Genomic DNA, 18,466 nt, shown 5'->3' with positions numbered 1-18,466 from the left:
GGAGCGGCCTTGCAACGCATTGTGAATGCGATATGTCCTGCGCTGTCAAAAGAGTGCGTGGGAGAATGCGATGGGCAAGCGTTGGGTGGCGGCGGCCGTGGGTCTGGCCGGATTGCTGGGTACGACGGCGCTGGCCGATTCGCCGCGAACGTGGCGGGATCTCAATCACAACGGCGTGCTCGATGCCTATGAAAACCCCGCCGTGCCGACCGCGCGCCGGGTGGATGATCTGCTGGCGCGGATGACGCTGGCGGAGAAGGTCGGCCTGATGCTGCACGGCACGTTGCCGGGGCAAGGGGGCAACCCAATCGGCCTTGGGCAAAGCTATGACCACGATGGTGCCGCGCGGCTGATCGGTTCGGGCGTCAACAGTTTCATCACCCGGCTCGATGCGGATCCGGCGCACTTCGCCGAAGAAAACAACGCTATCCAGAAGATTGCCGAAGGCACCCGCCTCGGCATCCCGGTGACGATCAGCACCGACCCGCGCAACCACTTCGAGGTGATCGTCGGCGCGTCGTCGTCGGGCGGCGGCTTTTCCAAGTGGCCGGAACCGCTCGGGCTGGCGGCAATCGGCGATGAAAGGCTTGTCGAAAACTTCGGCCGGATCGCTGCGCGGGAATATCGTGCGGTTGGCATCCAGATGGCGCTGTCGCCGCAGGCAGACCTCTACACCGAACCGCGCTGGCCGCGTGGCAATGCTACCTTCGGATCCGACCCGGCCACCGTCTCGCGGCTTGCCGGGGCATACGTGCGGGGATTCCAGGGCAGTGCCAATGGGCTGGCGCCGGGCGGCGTCGCTACGGTTGTAAAGCACTGGGCGGGCTATGGAGCTGAACCCGAAGGGTTTGACGGACACAACTATTACGGCCGCAACGCGAAGCTGGATGCGGCCAGCTTCCAGCGCCATCTTGCCGCGTTCGACGGACCGCTGGCGGCCAGGAGTGCGGGCGTCATGCCCACTTACGTCATCCCCCATGGTGCCACCCGCAAGGGCAAGCCACTGCCCCCGGTCGGCGGGGGATTCAACCGGCCGCTGATCGAAGGGTTGCTCCGGCAGGACCGGCATTTCACCGGGCTGGTGGTGTCCGACTGGGCCATTACCAACGATTGCCCCGAACAGTGCCGCGCGCCCAAGGCGGAAAAGCCGCAGGGCTTTGCCATTGCGATGCCGTGGGGCGTGGAGGACATGCCCGAAAGCGACCGCTTTGCACTGGGTGCCAATGCCGGCATCGATCAGTTCGGCGGCGTGGCCGATCCAGCGCCGCTGCTGGCTGCGATCAAGGCGGGCAAGCTGTCAATCGCGCGGGTGAACCAGGCGGCGCGCCGGGTGCTGGCGCTGAAGTTCCAGCTGGGCCTGTTCGACAATCCCTATGTCGATCCGCAGGCGGCCGCGCACGTGCTGGGCGATCCGGCGGTACAGGCCCAGGCCGACGCGGCGCAGCGCGCAGGTCAGGTTCTGCTGGAGAACCGCGGCGGCCTGCTGCCGTTGCGGTCTGTGCGCAAGGTCTGGCTATCGGGCGTTTCCGCCGATGCAGCGCGGGCGGCCGGGCTTGAGCCCGTGGACGACATAGCCCGCGCCGATGTGGCGCTGGTGCGCGTGGCGACGCCGCATGAACTGCTGCACCCCGGCGCCTTCTTCGGATCGCGCCAGCATGAAGGGCGGCTCGATTTCCGTGCCGATGACGAAGCAACACGGACGGTCGCCTTTGCCGCCGCGCGGGTGCCCACTGTGGTCGCGGTCGACCTGGACCGGCCCGCTGTGCTGACCGCGCTGAAGGATGCACTGGCTCTGAACAAGGCGAGTGCGCTGTTCGGCCTGTTCGGCGCCAGCGACGCGGTGCTGCTCGATCTGGTGACGGGCAAGGCAAAGCCGCAAGGACACCTGCCTTTCGAACTGCCGTCCTCCGCGCAAGCCGTGGCGGCGCAGGACCCCGCGCGCAGCGACGACAGCCGCAATCCGCTGTACCGGCGCGGCGCGGGGCTGACGTATCGCTGAACCCTTCGCCGCAAAGCCGGGCCATTCAACGTAAACCCGGGGATGACGCGCCTGGCGGGGCTTGCCGATTCGGCCTTGCCCCGCCAGAGCCTCGTCCTGTGAGCGCATCCATCGTCATCGGGGCAGAGCGCACCGGCTCCCCCGTCCGGATCGACATCGAGGAGCTTCTTGCGACCCGCCTGCTCGTGCAGGGCAATTCCGGGTCCGGCAAGTCGCATCTCCTGCGCCGCCTGCTCGAACAGAGCGCCAGTGTGGTGCAGCAGGTGGTGATCGATCCCGAAGGCGATTTCGCCTCGCTGTCCGAAGCGTTCGGCCATGTCGTCGTCGATGGCTCGGCCTATGACCAGGCGGAAATCGCCAAGCTCGCCGCGCGCATCCGCAAGCACCGCGCCTCGGTGGTGCTGACGCTCGACGGTCTGGAACTCGAAGCGCAGATGCGTTGTGCGGCGGTGTTCCTCAACACCCTGTTCGATGCGCCGCGCGACGAATGGTATCCCGCGCTGGTCGTCGTCGATGAAGCGCAGATGTTCGCGCCTGCCGCCGCCGGGGACGTGACCGACGAAGTGCGGCGCCTCTCGCTCGGCGCGATGACCAACCTGATGTGTCGCGGTCGCAAGCGCGGGCTTGCCGGCGTCATCGCCACCCAGCGGCTTGCCAAGCTTGCCAAGAATGTCGCGGCCGAAGCCTCGAACTTCCTCATGGGGCGCACCTTCCTCGATATCGACATGGCGCGCGCGGCGGACCTTCTGGGAATGGAGCGTCGCCAGGCCGAACAGATCCGCGATCTGGAACGCGGCCACTTCCTCGGCCTTGGCCCGGCGATCGCGCGTCGGCCGGTGGGCGTGCGCATCGGCGATGTCGAGACGCGGGCGCGCAACGTGGTGCAGGGGCTGATGCCCTTGCCCAATGCCGCCGGGGCGGAGATGGAATCGATCCTGCTGTCAGAACCGCTGGCGATGGAGCCGCCGCCGCGCGCGCCCGAACCCGAAGCGGCGCCGGTCGATAGCGAGCAACTGCTTGGGCAGATCGAAAGCACGCTGCCGGTATCGGAACAGGTGGAGCCGCCGGTCGAACCCAGCCTGTTCATGCAGGAAGAAACCGCGGCGCAGGTGGCGGAAATCCTGGCCGAAATGGCGCGCGAACCGGACTGCACCTTCCAGCCTGCCGCGCAGCTCTATCAGGATTTCACCGTCCGTTGCCGGATGCAGCGGCTTGCCAACACCGGCATCGACCTTGCCGCGTTCCGCCGCCGTTTCGCGATGGCGGTTGCCGGCATCCCCGATGACGCCGATCCCGCATGGCAGCCGTTGCTCAAGATCGCGCGCAACGTGCCCGATGATCTGCTCGCCCCCTTCCTGCTTCTGGCCGTGGCCGCGAGCGAGGGGGCGCCGTGCCCCGACGACGAACGCCTTGCCGAAGCCTATGGCACGCGCTCGCCCGGGCGCATCCGGCGTCTGCTCGAACATCTCGAAAAGAGCGGGCTGATCGTGGTGCGCACCGATTACGGCGGCCGCCGCTCGGTCGGCATCCCAGAGCTGGGGGCCGTCAGCGCGCCGGTAGCGGCTTGAACGAAAAGGGGTTTGCCTCTGCCGCCGGAAGTGTTCAGAGGCGCGAAAGCTGACAGCGGGTATCAGGTCTCTGCAATTCGGGAGTTTTCGATGGCGTTTCTTCGTTCGGGGATCGGCTTTGGCATCATGGCAGGCGCCGCGCTGGTGGTGACCGCCGCCAGTGCGCAGGCTGCGGGGGATCCGGCCAAGGGCAAGACGGTCTACGCCCGCTGTGCCGCCTGCCATGATCTCAACACCGGCGCCACGCGCCTCGGCCCTTCGATGAAGGGCATCATCGGCCGCAAGGCTGGATCGGTCGCGGGCTATGCCTATTCCCCAGCGATGAAGGGCAAGGGCGTGACGTGGAACGCACAGACGCTTGACGCCTATCTTGCGGCGCCCGCCAAGTACGTTCCGGGCAACAAGATGCCGTTCGCCGGCATCCCCAACCCGCAGGACCGCGCCGACCTGATCGCCTATCTCGCCCAGGCGACCAAGTAAGCGCTTTCATCGTGCTGAAACCTGCCGGCTGCGCTTGAGCGCCGGCAGGCCGCCCCCTATCGCAGGCCTCCTGCAGGAAAGGGCGATCCCATGAATCCGACCAAGGCCGCGCTCGATGGCGTACGCGTGCTCGATCTGGCTCGCGTGCTTGCCGGGCCTTGGGCAACGCAGATCCTGGCCGATCTTGGTGCCGACGTGCTCAAGGTCGAACAGCCGGGCAGGGGCGACGATACCCGCGCCTGGGGCCCGCCGTTCCTGCAGATGCCTGAAGGCGGCGAAGACCGGGAAGAGAGCGCCTATTACATCTGCTGCAACCGCAACAAGCGCTCGATCGCGATAGACATCGCAACGCCCGAGGGTGCTGACCTCGTCCGCAGCCTTGCGGCGAAGGCCGACGTTTTGGTCGAAAACTTCAAGGTCGGCGGCCTCGCGCGCTACGGACTCGATTACGAGGCCATCCGCGCGATCAACCCGCGTATCGTCTATTGCTCGATTACCGGCTTCGGCCAGACGGGCCCCTATGCCGATCGGCCGGGCTACGATTTCGTGGCGCAGGGCATGGGTGGGTTCATGTCGGTGACGGGGAAAGAAGGTGGCGGGCCGCTGCGGGCCGGCGTTGCCATGGCCGACCTGTCCACCGGCATGTACGCCGCTGTCTCTATCCTCGCCGCCCTGCGCCATGCCGAACGCACGGGCGAGGGGCAGCAGATCGATCTTTCGCTGCTCGACACGCAGATCGCGATGATGGCCAATCAGGGATCGTCGTGGCTGGTCGGCGGGATCAATCCCGGGCGGCTCGGCAATCGCCACCCGACGGTGGTGCCCTACCGCACGTTCCGCGTGGCCGATGGTGAAATCATCATCGCGGTCGGCAACGATGGTCAGTTCCGCGCGCTGTGCGGTCTGCTCGGGCGGCCTGACCTTGCCGAGGACCCCCGCTTTGCCACCTCCGCCGGACGGCAGGTCAATCGCGATGCCATCGAACAGCTTATCCAGGACGCGGTCGCCCACGAAACCGGGCTCGCCCTGATCGACCGGCTCGTCGCCGCCAACGTCCCCGCAGGACCGGTCAACACGCTGAAGGATGTCTATGCCGATCCGTTCGTGACCGCGCGGGAAACGGTCCAGTCTTTCGAACGGGCAGATGGGGCGGTCATCCCCACGGTGGCGTTCCCGGCGAAACTGTCGGCAACGCCTGCCACCTATCACACTGCGCCGCCGCGCGTTGGCGAACATACCGACGAAGGCCTGCGTGCCTGGCTCGATCTTTCGGGTGATGAACTGGACGGGTTTGCACAGGCCGGGGTCATCCGCCGGGGCACACCCGTACCGAACCGGCATTGAACCTGCGCTGTTGCAGTGCAAAAGTATGCGCGCGCCCTGACCGGGGCGCTCGCATACTTATGCAGTCTGGACCGGTGCGCTCAGCGTTCTAGGGCTGCGCGTGGCGATAACGGTCGGGCCTTGTCCCGACGTGCCAAGGGAGACCTCGTTCGATGGCCCATGCAAGCTGCTCCGCCCTTCTCCTGTTCGGAGCGACGGGGGACCTTTCGCGGCGCATGCTGCTGCCTTCGCTCTACGCCCTCCACGAAGACGAACTGATCGATCCCAACCTGCGGATCGTCGGCACAGCGCGATCGGAACACGACGACGCCGAATTCCGTGCCTTCGCCAAGGCCGCGCTCGATGAATTCCTGCCCGCCGATCGCAAGGACGAAGCCAAGCTCGCCACGTTCCTCGATCGGCTCGAATACCAGGCGCTCGATGCCTCGCAGGTCGATTCCTTCGGCGCCCTGGCGGAAAAGCTGGGCGATACCAGCTGCGGCCTGTCGATCTTCCTTTCCACCGCGCCCGCGCTGTTCGAACCCACCATCGAAGGCTTGCGCCGCGCGGGGCTTGCCCATGCCGACGTCCGCATCGGCCTTGAAAAGCCGCTCGGCAACGATCTCGCTTCCAGCGCGCGGATCAACGACGCCGTCGCGGCCGGGTTCGACGAACGGCAGATCTTCCGCATAGACCACTATCTGGGCAAGGAGACGGTGCAGAACCTGATGGCGCTGCGCTTTGCCAACATGATGTTCGAACCGCTTTGGAACAGCGCAGGGATCGATCATGTGCAGATCACGGTCAGCGAAACCGTCGGGCTGGAGGGGCGCAAGGGCTTCTACGACGATACCGGAGCGCTGCGCGACATGGTGCAGAACCACATGCTCCAGCTGCTCGCGCTCACCGCGATGGAGCCGCCACGAGATTACGACGCTACCTCGATCCGCGATGAGAAGGTGAAGGTGCTGCGCGCGCTGCGGCCGGTGAAGCCGGAAGAGATGGTGCGCGGCCAGTATCGCGCCGGCGCGGTGAAGGGTGAAAGCGTCAAGGGCTACACCGAGGATCTCGGCCAGGATTCCGACACCGAAACTTTCGTCGCGATCAAGACCCACGTCGACAACTGGCGCTGGCAGGGCGTGCCATTCTACTTGCGTCACGGCAAGCGGCTGGCCGAACGGCGCAGCGAAATCGTCGTCGAATTCAAGCAGGTGCCGCACAACATCTTTTCGGATCGCGGCGGCAAGCTGCGCGCCAATCGCCTGGTCATCCGCCTGCAGCCAGAGGAATACGTGCGGCTTCAGGTGATGGCGAAGGAGCCGGGGCTCGATCGCGGCGGGATCGTGCTGCGCGAAGTGAACCTCGATCTCTCGCTCGCGACCGCGTTTGCCAAGGCGCGCAAGCGCATCGCCTACGAACGCCTGCTGCTCGATCTGATCGAGGGCGAACAGACCCTGTTCGTCCGGCGTGACGAGGTCGAGGCGCAATGGAAGTGGACCGATGCCATTCGCGAGGTGTGGGCCAAGGGCGACATGGAGGTGAAGCCCTATGCCGCAGGCTCCTGGGGGCCAAATGCCGGCATCGCCTTGACCGAGCGCGATGGGAGAAGCTGGAATGACTGAGCCGGCGACCGTCCGCTGGGCCGAGCCGGGCGATGCCGCCGCGGTGGCCGACCGGATTGCGGCAGAACTGTCGCGGCCGGGCGAAAAGCGGATCGCCTTCACCGGCGGCTCCACGCCGATCAAGGTGCTCGCCCTGCTCAAGGATCGTCCGCTCGACTGGAGCACGGTGACCATTGCGCTGACCGACGATCGCTGCGTGCCCGACGATCACGCCGCGTCGAACTTCGGCAAGATCCATGCGGCGCTGGGCCATTCGGGCGCGAAGTTCGAACGGCTTGAAGAAGGCATGGAGGTCACCCCGTTCGATCTCGTGTGGCTGGGGATGGGTGAGGACGGCCACGTTGCCTCGCTGTTTCCGCACATGCGCGCGATGGTCCGTCCGGGACCCAGCGTCATCGCCACGACCCCGATCCCGCTTCCTCCTGAAGCGCCGTTCGATCGGCTCAGCCTCAACAAAAAGGCGTTGAAGGCAACGAAGGAGATCATCCTCGTTGTGACCGGCGCTTCGAAACGCGCGCTCATCGAACGCGTTCTCAAGGGCGACGACCGTTATCCGGTCGCCGACTTCCTGCGCGGCTTCGGCCCGCCCGTCACGATTTACTGGAGCGAATGATGGCCCTGCATCCCACGGTCGCCAAAGTCACCGACCGCATCGTCGCCCGCTCGCGCGACAGCCGCGCCGCCTATCTCGACCTGATCGCGCGCCAGCGTGACGCAGGGCTCAACCGTCCGCAGCTTTCCTGCGGCAACCTTGCGCATGGCTTTGCCGCCTCGGGCGAAGACAAGCCGGTGCTGCGCGCGGGCAAGGCGATGAACATCGGTATCGTCACCGCCTACAACGACATGCTTTCGGCGCACCAGCCCTATGGCCGCTATCCGGAACAGATCAAGGTCTTCGCCCGTGAACGCGGCGCCACGGCGCAGGTCGCAGGCGGCGTTCCGGCGATGTGCGACGGCGTGACGCAGGGGCAGGATTCGATGGAGCTGTCGCTGTTCAGCCGCGACACCATCGCGATGGGCGCGGCGGTTGCGCTCAGCCACGCGATGTTCGAAAGCGCGCTGCTGCTGGGCATCTGTGACAAGATCGTGCCCGGCCTGCTGATCGGCTCCCTCCGCTTCGGCCACCTGCCGACGATCCTCGTCCCGGCAGGGCCGATGCCTTCGGGCCTGGCCAACAAGGAGAAGGTGCGGATCCGCCAGCTCTATGCCGAAGGCAAGGTAGGGCGCGACGAACTGCTGGAAAGCGAAAGCGCGAGCTATCATTCGGCGGGCACCTGCACGTTCTATGGCACGGCCAATTCGAACCAGATGATGATGGAGATGATGGGGCTGCACATGCCCGGCTCCAGCTTCGTCCTGCCGGGCAGCAAGCTGCGCCAGGAGCTGACCCGCGCCGCCGTCCACCGCGTGACCGAGATCGGATGGGACGGCGACGATTATCGCCCGCTGGGCCGCTGCGTCGATGAAAAGGCGATCGTGAACGCCATTGTCGGCCTGCTCGCCACGGGTGGTTCGACCAATCACGTGATCCACCTGCCGGCGATTGCCCGGGCGGCGGGTGTGCAGATCGATTGGGACGACATGGACGAACTGTCGCGCGCCGTGCCGCTGATCGCCAGCGTCTATCCCAACGGCGCGGGCGACGTGAACTATTTCCACGCGGCGGGCGGCATGCCCTACGTGATCAAGGAACTGGTCGGCGCCGGGCTGGCCCACGGTGACATCCTTACCGTCTATGGCGATGGGCTGGGGGAAGGCGCGCAGGAACCGTTCATGGACGGCGATGCGCTGCGCTGGAAGCCGGCTCCGGACAAGAGCGGCGACGATGCGATGTTGCGCCCGGTTTCCGCGCCGTTCCAGAGCGAGGGCGGTTTGCGGCTGCTGGGCGGAAGGTTGGGGCGCGGGACGATCAAGGTCAGCGCAGTCGACCGCTCACGCTGGACGATCGAGGCACCCTGCCGCGTCTTTTCCGACCAGAATGAAGTGCTTGCCGCGTTCAAGGCGGGCGAGTTGGAACGCGATGTAGTGGTGGCGGTCCGCTTCCAGGGCCCTGCCGCCAACGGCATGCCTGAACTCCACAAGCTGACCCCGCCGCTCGGCGTGCTGCAGGACCGTGGGTTCAAGGTCGCGCTGGTCACCGACGGCCGAATGTCCGGCGCATCGGGCAAAGTGCCCGCCGCCATTCACGTTTCGCCTGAAGCCAAGCTGGGCGGTCCGCTCGCCAAGCTGCGCGATGGCGATGTCGTTCGGGTCTGCGCGGAGACCGGCGTCCTTGACATCGCTGTCAGCGAAGAGGAATGGGCGTTGCGTGAACACGCGCAAGCGCCTGCGGAATCGTTGGGTGTGGGGCGCGAGCTGTTTGCGTTGATGCGCCACCATTCCGATCCCGCCGAGCGTGGCGGATCGGCCATGCTGGCCGCAGCCGGTCTCTGATCGGCCGCAGGGAGGGGTTGGGAAAATGAAACTGGTCACCGTCGATATCGGCGGCACGCACGCGCGGTTTGCGCTGGCCGAGGTGGATGCGGGCCGCGTGGTCTCGCTGGGTGAAGCGGTCACGCTCAGGACAGCCGAGCATGCCAGCTTCCAGCTCGCCTGGCAGGAATACGGCCGGCAGATCGGCAAGCCGCTGCCGGGCGCGGTGGCCATCGCGGTTGCCGGACCGGTCGGCGGCGAGATCATCAGGTTCACCAACAATCCGTGGATCATCCGCCCGGCGATGATCCCGGAGAAGCTCGGCGCCGAAAGCTACGTCGTCGTCAACGATTTCGCCGCGGTGGCGCACGCCGTGGCGCAGGCCGGGCCAGAGCATTTCCAGCACCTGACCGGCCCGGATGCCGGCCTTCCCGAAACCGGCACGATCAGCGTGGTCGGCCCCGGTACCGGCCTTGGCGTTGCACAGCTGTGGCGCGATGGCGGTAAGTACCGGGTGCAGCCGACCGAGGGCGGCCACATCGACTATGCCCCGCTCGACGGGATCGAGGACGCCATACTCGCCCGCCTGCGCAAGCGGCACCGGCGCGTTTCGGCCGAGCGCGTCGTCGCCGGACCCGGGATCGTCGACATCTACGAAACCCTGGCCGGGATCGAAGGGCAGCCGTTCACCCCGCGCGAGGACAAGGAGCTGTGGACGCTGGGCACCAGCGGGCAGGACAGCCTTGCCGCCGCAGCGGTCGATCGGTTCTGCCTGTCGCTGGGAAGCGTGGCGGGCGATCTTGCGCTGGCGCACGGTGCTTCGGCGCTGGTGATGGCGGGCGGCCTGGGCCTGCGGATCAAGGACACGTTGCTGCGATCGGGCTTTGCCGACCGATTCCGAGCCAAGGGACGTTTCGAACAGATGATGGCGGCGATGCCGGTCAAGCTGATCACGCATCCCCAGCCGGGTCTGTTCGGTGCGGCGGCGGCTTTCGCGCAGGACAATCACGGCTGATCGATTGGCCTTGAATGATTGGCTGTGTTGGCGCTTGCCAACGCCGCCAAGCTGGCATAGCTCCTGAGTTAATCATTCGATTAAATCAGGAGAGGGTGCCTCATGGAATTCGAAACCATCCGCCTCGAACGCATCGGCGCCGTGGCGAAGATCGTGCTCAATCGGCCCGAGCGGCTCAATGCCTGTCCGCCGCACATGGCGGTCGAAATCGCCGATGCCCTGACGCTGATGGGCAAGGACGTGCGCGCGCTGATCATCACGGGCGAAGGCCGGGCGTTCTGTTCGGGGGCGGACCTTGCTGCGCGGGGCGATCGTCCTTCGGCCATCACTGGCGGCGCTGGCAGCTACAAGGCGCTGACCGAGGCCTACAATCCGATGGTGGCGAAGCTCGCCAAGCTGAACGTGCCGGTGATCACCGCGGTGAACGGTCCGGCGGCGGGCGTGGGCTGCTCGATCGCGCTGGCGGGCGACTTCGTCATTGCCGGGCGCAGCGCGTATTTCCTGCAGGCCTTCGTCAACATCGGGCTGGTGCCCGATGGCGGAGCGAGCTGGATCCTGCCGCGCCTGATCGGCAAGGCGCGCGCCACGCAGATGATGATGCTGGGCGAAAAGATCGGCGCGGAACAGGCCGAGGACTGGGGCATGATCTACAAGGCGGTCGACGACGCTACGTTGCAGGATGAAGCGCTGGCCCTGGCCGAGCGGCTTGCCAAGGGGCCGACCGTGGCGCTTGGCCGCATGCGCCAGAACCTGCTGCGCGCGCTGGAATGCGATCTTTCGGGTGCGCTCCTGGCCGAAGCCGAAGGACAGCTTGTTGCCGGCGACAGCGAGGATTCGCGCGAGGGCGTGATGGCCTTCCTGGAAAAGCGGAAGACCAACTTCCAGGGCAAGTAAAAGGCGCTTGCCCGGTTGGCGGTGGACGTGGTGTGGGTTGCCGATGCACCTGGACCACGATCCCGCCGCCCCGGCCGCCGAGACGATCGGCTTCGACGACTTCCTGAAAGTAGACATCCGCGTCGGCACGATCGTGCGGGCAGAGCCGTTCCCCGAAGCGCGCAAGCCCAGCATCAAGCTGGAGATCGACTTCGGCCCGGCCATCGGCGTCCGCAAGAGCAGCGCGCAGATCGCCGCACGCTATCACCCCGAAGACCTGGTCGGCCGGCAGGTGGCCGCCGTGGTGAATTTCGCGCCGCGGCAGATCGGCAAGTTCATGTCGGAGGTGCTGACTCTTGGGTTCGCGGACACCGAAGGACGGGTGATCCTTTTCTCTCCAGACGACCGCGTGCCGAACGGTTCCAAACTTTTCTGATACTTGTCAGGAAATTTTAAGAACCCATTTTACGTTCATGCAAATCTGGACAATTGGCTACGAACAGAGTTCCATGCCCGCGTTCATTGCAGTGCTTCGGGCCGCTGGGGTCGAGGTCGTTGCAGACGTGCGGGCCCTGCCGCTTTCACGAAGACCGGGCTTCTCGAAATCCGCGCTGGCGGCGAACCTCGCGGAGGCAGGAATCGGCTATCGTCATTTCAAGGCGCTCGGCACGCCGCCGGAGGGCCGTGTCGCAGCGCGTGCCAGCGATCATGCGAAGCTTGAGCGTATATACAGCGGTCAGTTACAGCTGCCCGAGGCGATGGTCGCTGGCGCGCAGCTTGCAGAGCTTGCAAAAGACAAGCGGACGGCGTTGCTTTGCTATGAGCGCGAAGCCAGTGGTTGTCACAGAACGCTTCTGCGAAAAGCGTTTCTGACAGATTTTGAGGCGGTCGATCTGGTCCCTTAGGCAGCCAGTTCGTCGTCTAGGAACGCGGCGACTTCGCCCAGGTCCACGTCCTTGGCGAGGAACGTCTGGCCGATGCCGCGCATCAGCAGGAAGGGCAGGGTGCCTGCGTCCATCTTCTTGTCGTGAAGCATGTGATCGGCAAGCCGCCGTCCATCGCAATCAAGCCCCAGCGCCCGAAGCGAGGCGGGAAGGCCCACCGCACCGATATGGCGCACCACGCGTTCGGCGTCCTGCCCCTGCATCAGCCCCTGTCGTGCGGAAAAGCGGGCGGCGAGGACCATGCCCAGCGCAACGCCTTCGCCGTGAAGCAGGCGATCGGAAAAGCCGGTTTCCGCCTCCAGCGCGTGGCCGAAGGTGTGGCCAAGGTTGAGCAGGGCGCGCACGCCTGTCGTTTCCTTTTCATCCTGCGCCACGATCCGCGCCTTGGCCGCGACCGAACGGGCGATGGCATGTTCGCGGGCCTGGGCATCGCCGGCGAGCAGCTTTTCCCCGTTAGCTTCGCACCATTCGAAAAATTCGGCATCGTCGATCAGGCCGTACTTGACCACTTCGGCATAGCCCGCGCGCGTATCGCGCAAGGGCAGCGTATCGAGCGCGAGCGGATCGGCCAGCACCAGCGAAGGCTGGTGGAACGCGCCGACGAGGTTCTTGCCCATCGGCGTGTTGATCGCGGTCTTTCCGCCCACGCTGGAATCGACTTGCGCCAGCAGCGTGGTGGGCATCTGGATGAAACCGCAGCCGCGCTTGACCATCGACGCGGCAAAGCCGGTGAGATCGCCGATGACGCCGCCGCCAAGCGCGATGACGTTGTCCTTGCGTTCGACTTCCTGGCCGAGGAGGAAGTCGACCGTCTGGGCGAGATGGGCCCAAGACTTCGTCGCTTCGCCCGCTGGCAGGACCAGCCATTGCGACACGATGCCTTCGCCCGCCAGCGAGGCTTCAACCGTGGCGCGCCACTTGGCCGCAACGTGTTCGTCTGTGACCACGGCGACACGGTTCTTGCGCACGAAGGGGCGGCAATGGCGCCCAGCCTGCGCCAGGATGCCGGCTTCGATCCGCACTTCATAGGGTGCGCCGGCGATGGCGACGGGAATCACAGCCATGAATCGATTGCCTTCAGGATCTTGTTCGCGGTGACGGCATGCGGGTGCTGGCCACTGACGACGTGTATGGCGGCCTGCGCATAGTGCGGGCGCCGCTCTTCACGCAGGCGCGACAGAATTTCACGGGGATCGCCCTGCTTGAGGAGGGGGCGATTATCCTTGCGGCCGACGCGTTCGACCAGCGTGTCGATATCGCTGTCGAGCCAGACCGAGATCGCCTTGTCCAGGATCAGTTGCCGGGTATCGGGATCGACGAAGGCGCCGCCGCCAGTGGCCAGGATCTTGCGATCGCGGCTCGATCCGTCCCCGACGAGGCGCGCGATCACGCGGCGTTCGCCATCGCGGAAGTACGGTTCACCGAACTGCGCGAAGATTTCGGGAATGGCCATCTGCGCCGCGCGCTCGATCTCTTCATCGGCGTCGACGAACGGCAGGTCGAGCATCGTCGCAAGGCGCCGGCCCACCGTTGTCTTGCCCACGCCCATCATGCCCACCAGCACGATCGGCCGATCGATGCGTCGGGCAAGTCGCATCAGTTCGACCGGGGTGATGGCCGGGGCGGGCTGGCCAAGGGAAGAGCCAGGGGAAGGGGAGGCTTCGTGCTCCATTGCGGCGCCGCCTATACTTGCGCTACTGCCCAGCGCAAGCGCTACGGCGGCGGGGCAGCTGGCCCTCGAACCGGGGAACAGCTGCTATAGGTGAGGTCGCGTGAACAAAGTTGTCCTGGCGGTGGCGATCGCGGTTGCGGTTCTGCTCGCAGTTCTGGTGGTGGCATGGATCAAGGGTGGGACAAGACCGGTAGCATGGATCGAGACGCCTGTTCCCGTTCCGGCGTCCGTTTCCGCCCCGGCGCCCGGTGCTGCGCCGACCGGGGTGCGTTGAGATGATCCGCAAGCTTCACGCTCTGCTAACCTGCGCCGCGATCGTCGGGCTGACCGGCACGCTGGCGGCCCAGCAGTCGTTGCTGCCGCCCGGTTTCGACGACAAGCCCGCGCCGCAGCCGAGCCGTTCGGCGGCGCCGCGCCCCGCAGCGAGCGCCCCGGCGCGCCCGGCGACAGCGGCACCCCGCGCGGCCAATGCCGCCGGGCCGTCCGCAACCCCCAGCGCAGCACCTGTGCCAGTAACGGCAACGGCAACGCCGGTGGTTCAATCGCTGCCGACCGACGCTGCACCAGCCGCGCCGGTCGCAGCCGATCCGCTGGCGGGGATCGATCCCGCGCTGATCGATGCGCTGGTCGAAAAGGTTCGGCCGAAATACGACATTCCGCCCAACGCGCAGCGCAGTCTTTCGCGCGTGGGACTGATTGCCGAGGCCGATGGTGGCTTGCCGGCTGTTTCCAGCCATTACCTGAACGGCCCGTTCGTGGCGGGTATCGTCAACGGCACCAAGGGGCCGCTGGTTTCGCGCTGGGGGCACATCCTGCTGCGGCGCGCGCTTGCCAGCAGGCTCGATACCCCCGTCGCCATGAACGGCGCGGACTGGGCGGCGATCCGCGCGCAGCTGCTGCTGCGCATGGGCGAAGCCGACGCGGCGCGTGCGCTGGTGCAGCAGGTGGACAGCGGGTTTTACACGCCGGGACTGGAAGATGCCGCGATGGGCAGCTTTCTTGCCACCGCCGACCCGGTTGGCCTGTGCCCGATCAGCAGCCTGACAGCTGCCGGCCGCGCGGGCTGGGACTGGTCGCTGACCCGCGCGATCTGTTCGGCCTTCACCGGCGATGGCCCGCCGGCGATGGCGCAGCTCGACCTTGCCATGCGCCGGCGCGGCGGATCGCTGCCGAGCGGGGACAAGATCGATATCCTGCTGGCGCAGAAGTTTGCCGGATCGGGCACCAATGCCCGCCGCGCGGTGCAGATCGAATGGAAGGACGTGGACGGGCTCACCCCGTGGCGTTCGGGCCTAAGCCTTGCGACCGGGATCGAGCCGCCCGAGGCGCTGCGCAAGAAGGCCGGCGGGGCATACCAGTTCCTTGCCGTGCGCGCGCCGATGCTGCCGCTGACGGCACGGGCGCAGGCGGCAGATTTCGCCGCCGCGCGCGGCGTGATGTCGAGCGCGGCGATGATCGACCTGTGGTCCGAGATCGCCGCCTTCGACGAGGATGACGCAACCTGGGGGCCGCTCGCCTCGCAGCTGCGCACCGCCTATGTCGCGCAGGATGCGGCCGACCGCCTGGCCGCGATCAAGGGCCTGTGGGGGGACAGCAGCGATCCGGACCGCGCCTATTCGCGCCTGGTGCTGACCGCCTACGCCGCCGCGCGGATCGTGCCGGGCGAGAGCATGGCAGACGACGCGGCGGGGCTGATTTCCTCGATGCTGACTGCTGGACTCGATCGCAATGCGGCGCGCTGGGCAGCCTATGTGCCGGTGGGCAGCGAGGCGTGGGGTCTGCTCGCGCTGGCCAGCCCGAACAAGCTCTCTGCGGTGGGCGGTGATGCGCTGAACAAGTTCAACGACGACGATTCCAGCAGCGGCAGCATCCGTTCGCGCTTTCTGCTTGCCGGGCTGATGGGACTCGGCCGCGTGGATGCCGACACGGCGAAGGGCTTTGCGCAGAAGCTGTCGCTCGACATCAATCGCCAGACGCGCTGGACCAGGGCGATCGATGCCGCGGCGGAATCGGACAATCCCGCGCTTGTCGCGATGCTGGCGGGCTTTGGCATGCAGGGCGCCAGCTGGGACAAGATGACCGCGGTGCATCTCTACCACATCGTTGCCGCGCTGCGGCGCGTGGGGCTGGAGGGCGAGGCGCGGATGATCGCGGCCGAGGCGGTCTCGCGCGTCTGACACGGCGATGATCCCGCCGGCGATCGCCTCATTCCTGTCGATGCTGGCGGCAGAGCGCGGGGCGGCTGCCAATACGCTGGCCGCCTATCGCCGCGACCTGCTCGCGGCTGTTGAGATTGCTGGCGATCTGTTGACGGTGGACGAAGGCGGCATCGCGCGCCTTGCGCTGGCTTGGGCGGACCTTGCGCCGGCGAGCCTGGCGCGCAAGTCTTCGGCGCTGCGCCAGTTCTTCGGCTTCTGCATGGACGAGGGACTGCGCCAGGACGATCCCTCGCACGCCTTGCCACGGCCCAAGGCGCGACGACCGCTGCCGCGCATTCTCGACCATGGAGAGATTGCCGCGCTGTTCGCCACGGCCGAGGCGGAAGCCGCATCGGGCAAGCCGGAAGCGCTGCGGCTGCAGGCTCTGCTCGAACTGCTCTATGGTTCCGGGCTGCGGGCGACCGAACTGGTTTCGCTGACACTGGCCGCGGTGCCGCGCGATGCGCCGTTCCTGACCATCACCGGCAAGGGCGGCGCGCAGCGGATGGTGCCGATCGGTTCGCGCTCCAATGTCGCGCTGGCGCGGTGGCTTGCGGCGCGGGGCGGAGGTGGGCGATACGTCTTTCCATCACCGCGCGGCGGGCACCTGACGCGGGTGCGGCTGTTCCAGCTGTTGCGTGACCTGGCCCTGCGGGCGGGCCTTGCGCCGGAAAAGGTCAGCCCGCACGTGCTGCGCCATGCCTTTGCCACGCACCTGCTGGAAGGCGGGGCCGACCTGCGCGTGCTTCAGACCCTGCTGGGGCACGCCGACATCGCCACGACGCAGATCTACACGCACGTCGATTCGGCGCGTCTGGTGGCACTGGTTAACGCACGCCATCCGCTGGGAAATACGGCAGGGCGTTGACCCGAGCGCGAAGCGCCCGTAGCGCACCGTTCATGATCTCTTATCTCGAATTCGAAAAGCCGGTAGCCGCGCTCGAGGCCCGCATTGCCGAGTTGCGCGATACCGCTGCGAGCGGCGAACTGGACATCGCGGCTGAAATCCGCCGGCTCGAGGCAAAGAGCGCCGAGCTGCTGACCAGCACCTATCGCGCGCTGACGCCATGGCAGAAGACGCAGGTCGCCCGCCATCCGGCGCGGCCGCACTTCAAGGATTTCGTGGCAGCGGCCTTCACCGACTTCATGCCGTTGGGCGGGGACCGTCTCTATGGCGAAGACCAGGCCATCGTAGGCGGCTTCGCCACGCTGGGCGAGCGCAAGGTTATGCTGATCGGCCACGAGAAAGGCAACGATACGCAGAGCCGCATCCGCCACAACTTTGGCATGGGCAAGCCCGAAGGCTATCGCAAGGCGGTGCGGCTGATGGAAATGGCGGGCCGGTTCGGCCTGCCGGTTGTGACGCTGGTCGACACGTCGGGCGCATTCCCGGGCATCGAGGCGGAGGAGCGCGGCCAGGCCGAGGCGATCGCGCGCTCGACCGAGGCGTGCCTGGCGCTGGGCGTGCCGATGGTGGCGACGATCGTGGGCGAGGGCGGTTCGGGCGGCGCAGTGGCGCTCGCCAGCGCCGAACGCGTGCTGATGCTGGAACATGCGGTCTATTCGGTGATCTCACCCGAAGGGTGCGCGTCGATCCTTTGGCGCACGTCGGAAAAGGCGCCCGAGGCGGCCGAAGCGATGAAAGTGACCGCGCAGGACCTGCTGGCGCTGGGCGTGATCGACCGAATCGTGCCCGAACCGGTGGGCGGCGCGCACAGGGATCTGGTCGCTACGGCCGAATCGCTTGGCAAGGCGATATCCGAGGAACTCGATTCGCTCGTAGGGAAGGACCCGCAGACCCTGCGCGCGCTGCGCGCGGACAGGTTCCTTCGCATCGGCGCCTGATTTCGGCTTCAGCGAAAAAGCAAGGCCGGGGTGGCTGGTCCGCTCTGGTTCCTGCTTGCCCTGTCTCGGCCTGGCTCCTGGACCCGCCGTGCCGCCATGCCAGGAAGCCCCGCGAGGAGCGCAGGCAAACGGTCGATGTATCGACGCTCAACGGTGGTTAGCAGCTACACTAACCGATGGAAACTACATACAAAAACGGGCGGGGATCACCCCGCCCGCTTGTAGATCCCGTAGTATCTAAGGAATATCAGCTGGTCTTGACCGTCGTTCCGACCTTGTTGAAGGTATCCGACAGGTTGCTTCCGAGCGACGTCATCGCCGTGATAGCCGCAACGGCGATCAGTGCAGCGATCAGGCCGTATTCGATTGCCGTTGCACCGGCTTCGTTCTTCAACAGCTTTGAAAACGTCTTCATCATTTCCCTCCAGCGCATCTTCAACACGTTCCGACCCCGTTGGAATGTCCTGCGGAACGGGAACTGGATTAGGCGAAAATCCTTAAGATGGGCTTATCAT

The 18,466-nt window shown here is 66.4% G+C and carries 18 protein-coding genes; 15 read left to right on the top strand and 3 right to left on the bottom strand.

Annotated elements, in window-relative coordinates:
• The first annotated feature begins 70 nt into the window (after nucleotides 1-70).
• The 11 genes from AACH40_RS08430 (at nucleotide 71) to AACH40_RS08380 (ending at nucleotide 12,197) form a co-directional block, all read left to right on the top strand.
• Entirely contained in the window at nucleotides 71-1,999 is a 1,929-nt protein-coding gene (locus tag AACH40_RS08430) for a glycoside hydrolase family 3 protein (RefSeq protein ID WP_338645578.1), read from the top strand.
• Nucleotides 2,000-2,097: 98 nt separating this feature from the next.
• Nucleotides 2,098-3,567 carry an ATP-binding protein gene (locus AACH40_RS08425; RefSeq protein ID WP_338645576.1) on the top strand — a complete coding sequence of 490 codons (1,470 nt, stop codon included), beginning with the start codon at nucleotides 2,098-2,100 and terminating at the stop codon, nucleotides 3,565-3,567.
• A 90-nt stretch (nucleotides 3,568-3,657) separates the two neighbouring features.
• Nucleotides 3,658-4,047, top strand: coding sequence for a cytochrome c family protein (locus tag AACH40_RS08420; RefSeq protein WP_338645574.1), 390 nt, complete (start codon nucleotides 3,658-3,660; stop codon nucleotides 4,045-4,047).
• 90 nt (nucleotides 4,048-4,137) lie between these two features.
• Entirely contained in the window at nucleotides 4,138-5,391 is a 1,254-nt protein-coding gene (locus AACH40_RS08415) for a CaiB/BaiF CoA-transferase family protein (protein WP_338645572.1), read from the top strand.
• 152 nt (nucleotides 5,392-5,543) lie between these two features.
• Nucleotides 5,544-6,992: a glucose-6-phosphate dehydrogenase gene (gene zwf / locus AACH40_RS08410; RefSeq protein WP_169493342.1), complete on the top strand. Its 1,449-nt coding sequence runs from the start codon at nucleotides 5,544-5,546 to the stop codon at nucleotides 6,990-6,992.
• Nucleotides 6,985-7,605 carry a 6-phosphogluconolactonase gene (locus AACH40_RS08405; protein ID WP_169493341.1) on the top strand — a complete coding sequence of 207 codons (621 nt, stop codon included), beginning with the start codon at nucleotides 6,985-6,987 and terminating at the stop codon, nucleotides 7,603-7,605. Before zwf ends, AACH40_RS08405 begins: the two co-directional genes overlap by 8 nt.
• Nucleotides 7,605-9,425, top strand: a complete 1,821-nt coding sequence (gene edd, locus AACH40_RS08400) for a phosphogluconate dehydratase (protein ID WP_338645987.1) — start codon at nucleotides 7,605-7,607, stop codon at nucleotides 9,423-9,425. Before AACH40_RS08405 ends, edd begins: the two co-directional genes overlap by 1 nt.
• Nucleotides 9,426-9,450: 25 nt before the next feature.
• Nucleotides 9,451-10,419 carry a glucokinase gene (locus AACH40_RS08395; RefSeq protein ID WP_338645569.1) on the top strand — a complete coding sequence of 323 codons (969 nt, stop codon included), beginning with the start codon at nucleotides 9,451-9,453 and terminating at the stop codon, nucleotides 10,417-10,419.
• Nucleotides 10,420-10,521: 102 nt separating this feature from the next.
• Nucleotides 10,522-11,313, top strand: a complete 792-nt coding sequence (locus AACH40_RS08390) for an enoyl-CoA hydratase-related protein (protein ID WP_169493338.1) — start codon at nucleotides 10,522-10,524, stop codon at nucleotides 11,311-11,313.
• A 43-nt stretch (nucleotides 11,314-11,356) separates the two neighbouring features.
• Nucleotides 11,357-11,728, top strand: a complete 372-nt coding sequence (locus AACH40_RS08385) for a tRNA-binding protein (protein WP_338645565.1) — start codon at nucleotides 11,357-11,359, stop codon at nucleotides 11,726-11,728.
• A gap of 37 nt (nucleotides 11,729-11,765) precedes the next feature.
• Complete coding sequence (locus tag AACH40_RS08380) at nucleotides 11,766-12,197, top strand: DUF488 domain-containing protein (protein WP_338645563.1); 432 nt, start codon at nucleotides 11,766-11,768, stop codon at nucleotides 12,195-12,197.
• On the opposite strand, the gene aroB is transcribed toward AACH40_RS08380, so the two are convergent.
• Together aroB and AACH40_RS08370 are read right to left on the bottom strand one after the other, a co-directional pair.
• The gene (aroB, locus tag AACH40_RS08375; RefSeq protein ID WP_338645561.1) at nucleotides 12,194-13,300 is read right to left on the bottom strand and encodes a 3-dehydroquinate synthase; all 1,107 of its coding nucleotides are present in this window, start codon (nucleotides 13,298-13,300) and stop codon (nucleotides 12,194-12,196) included. The two genes, AACH40_RS08380 and aroB, sit on opposite strands and share 4 nt — an antisense overlap.
• Nucleotides 13,291-13,833 carry a shikimate kinase gene (locus AACH40_RS08370; protein WP_338645985.1) on the bottom strand — a complete coding sequence of 181 codons (543 nt, stop codon included), beginning with the start codon at nucleotides 13,831-13,833 and terminating at the stop codon, nucleotides 13,291-13,293. Before AACH40_RS08370 ends, aroB begins: the two co-directional genes overlap by 10 nt.
• Before the next feature lie 175 nt (nucleotides 13,834-14,008).
• Between AACH40_RS08370 and AACH40_RS08365 the strand changes: the two genes are divergently transcribed.
• The 4 genes from AACH40_RS08365 to AACH40_RS08350 are packed head-to-tail and all read left to right on the top strand — an operon-like array spanning nucleotide 14,009 to nucleotide 17,951.
• On the top strand, nucleotides 14,009-14,182 hold the full coding sequence (locus tag AACH40_RS08365; protein ID WP_169493334.1) for a hypothetical protein: 174 nt from the start codon (nucleotides 14,009-14,011) through the stop codon (nucleotides 14,180-14,182).
• Between the two features lies 1 nt (nucleotide 14,183).
• Nucleotides 14,184-16,085: a hypothetical protein gene (locus AACH40_RS08360; protein WP_338645558.1), complete on the top strand. Its 1,902-nt coding sequence runs from the start codon at nucleotides 14,184-14,186 to the stop codon at nucleotides 16,083-16,085.
• Nucleotides 16,086-16,092: 7 nt separating this feature from the next.
• The gene (locus tag AACH40_RS08355) at nucleotides 16,093-16,974 is read left to right on the top strand and encodes a tyrosine recombinase (RefSeq protein WP_338645556.1); all 882 of its coding nucleotides are present in this window, start codon (nucleotides 16,093-16,095) and stop codon (nucleotides 16,972-16,974) included.
• Between the two features lie 32 nt (nucleotides 16,975-17,006).
• Entirely contained in the window at nucleotides 17,007-17,951 is a 945-nt protein-coding gene (locus AACH40_RS08350) for an acetyl-CoA carboxylase carboxyltransferase subunit alpha (protein ID WP_338645554.1), read from the top strand.
• A 247-nt stretch (nucleotides 17,952-18,198) separates the two neighbouring features.
• On the opposite strand, the gene AACH40_RS08345 is transcribed toward AACH40_RS08350, so the two are convergent.
• Entirely contained in the window at nucleotides 18,199-18,366 is a 168-nt protein-coding gene (locus AACH40_RS08345; protein WP_169493330.1) for a Flp family type IVb pilin, read from the bottom strand.
• Nucleotides 18,367-18,466: the final 100 nt, after the last annotated feature.

Source organism: Novosphingobium olei, from assembly GCF_037076535.1.
Classification (GTDB): Bacteria; Pseudomonadota; Alphaproteobacteria; order Sphingomonadales; family Sphingomonadaceae; genus Novosphingobium; species Novosphingobium olei.
This window is presented reverse-complemented; position numbering and strand designations above follow the sequence as displayed.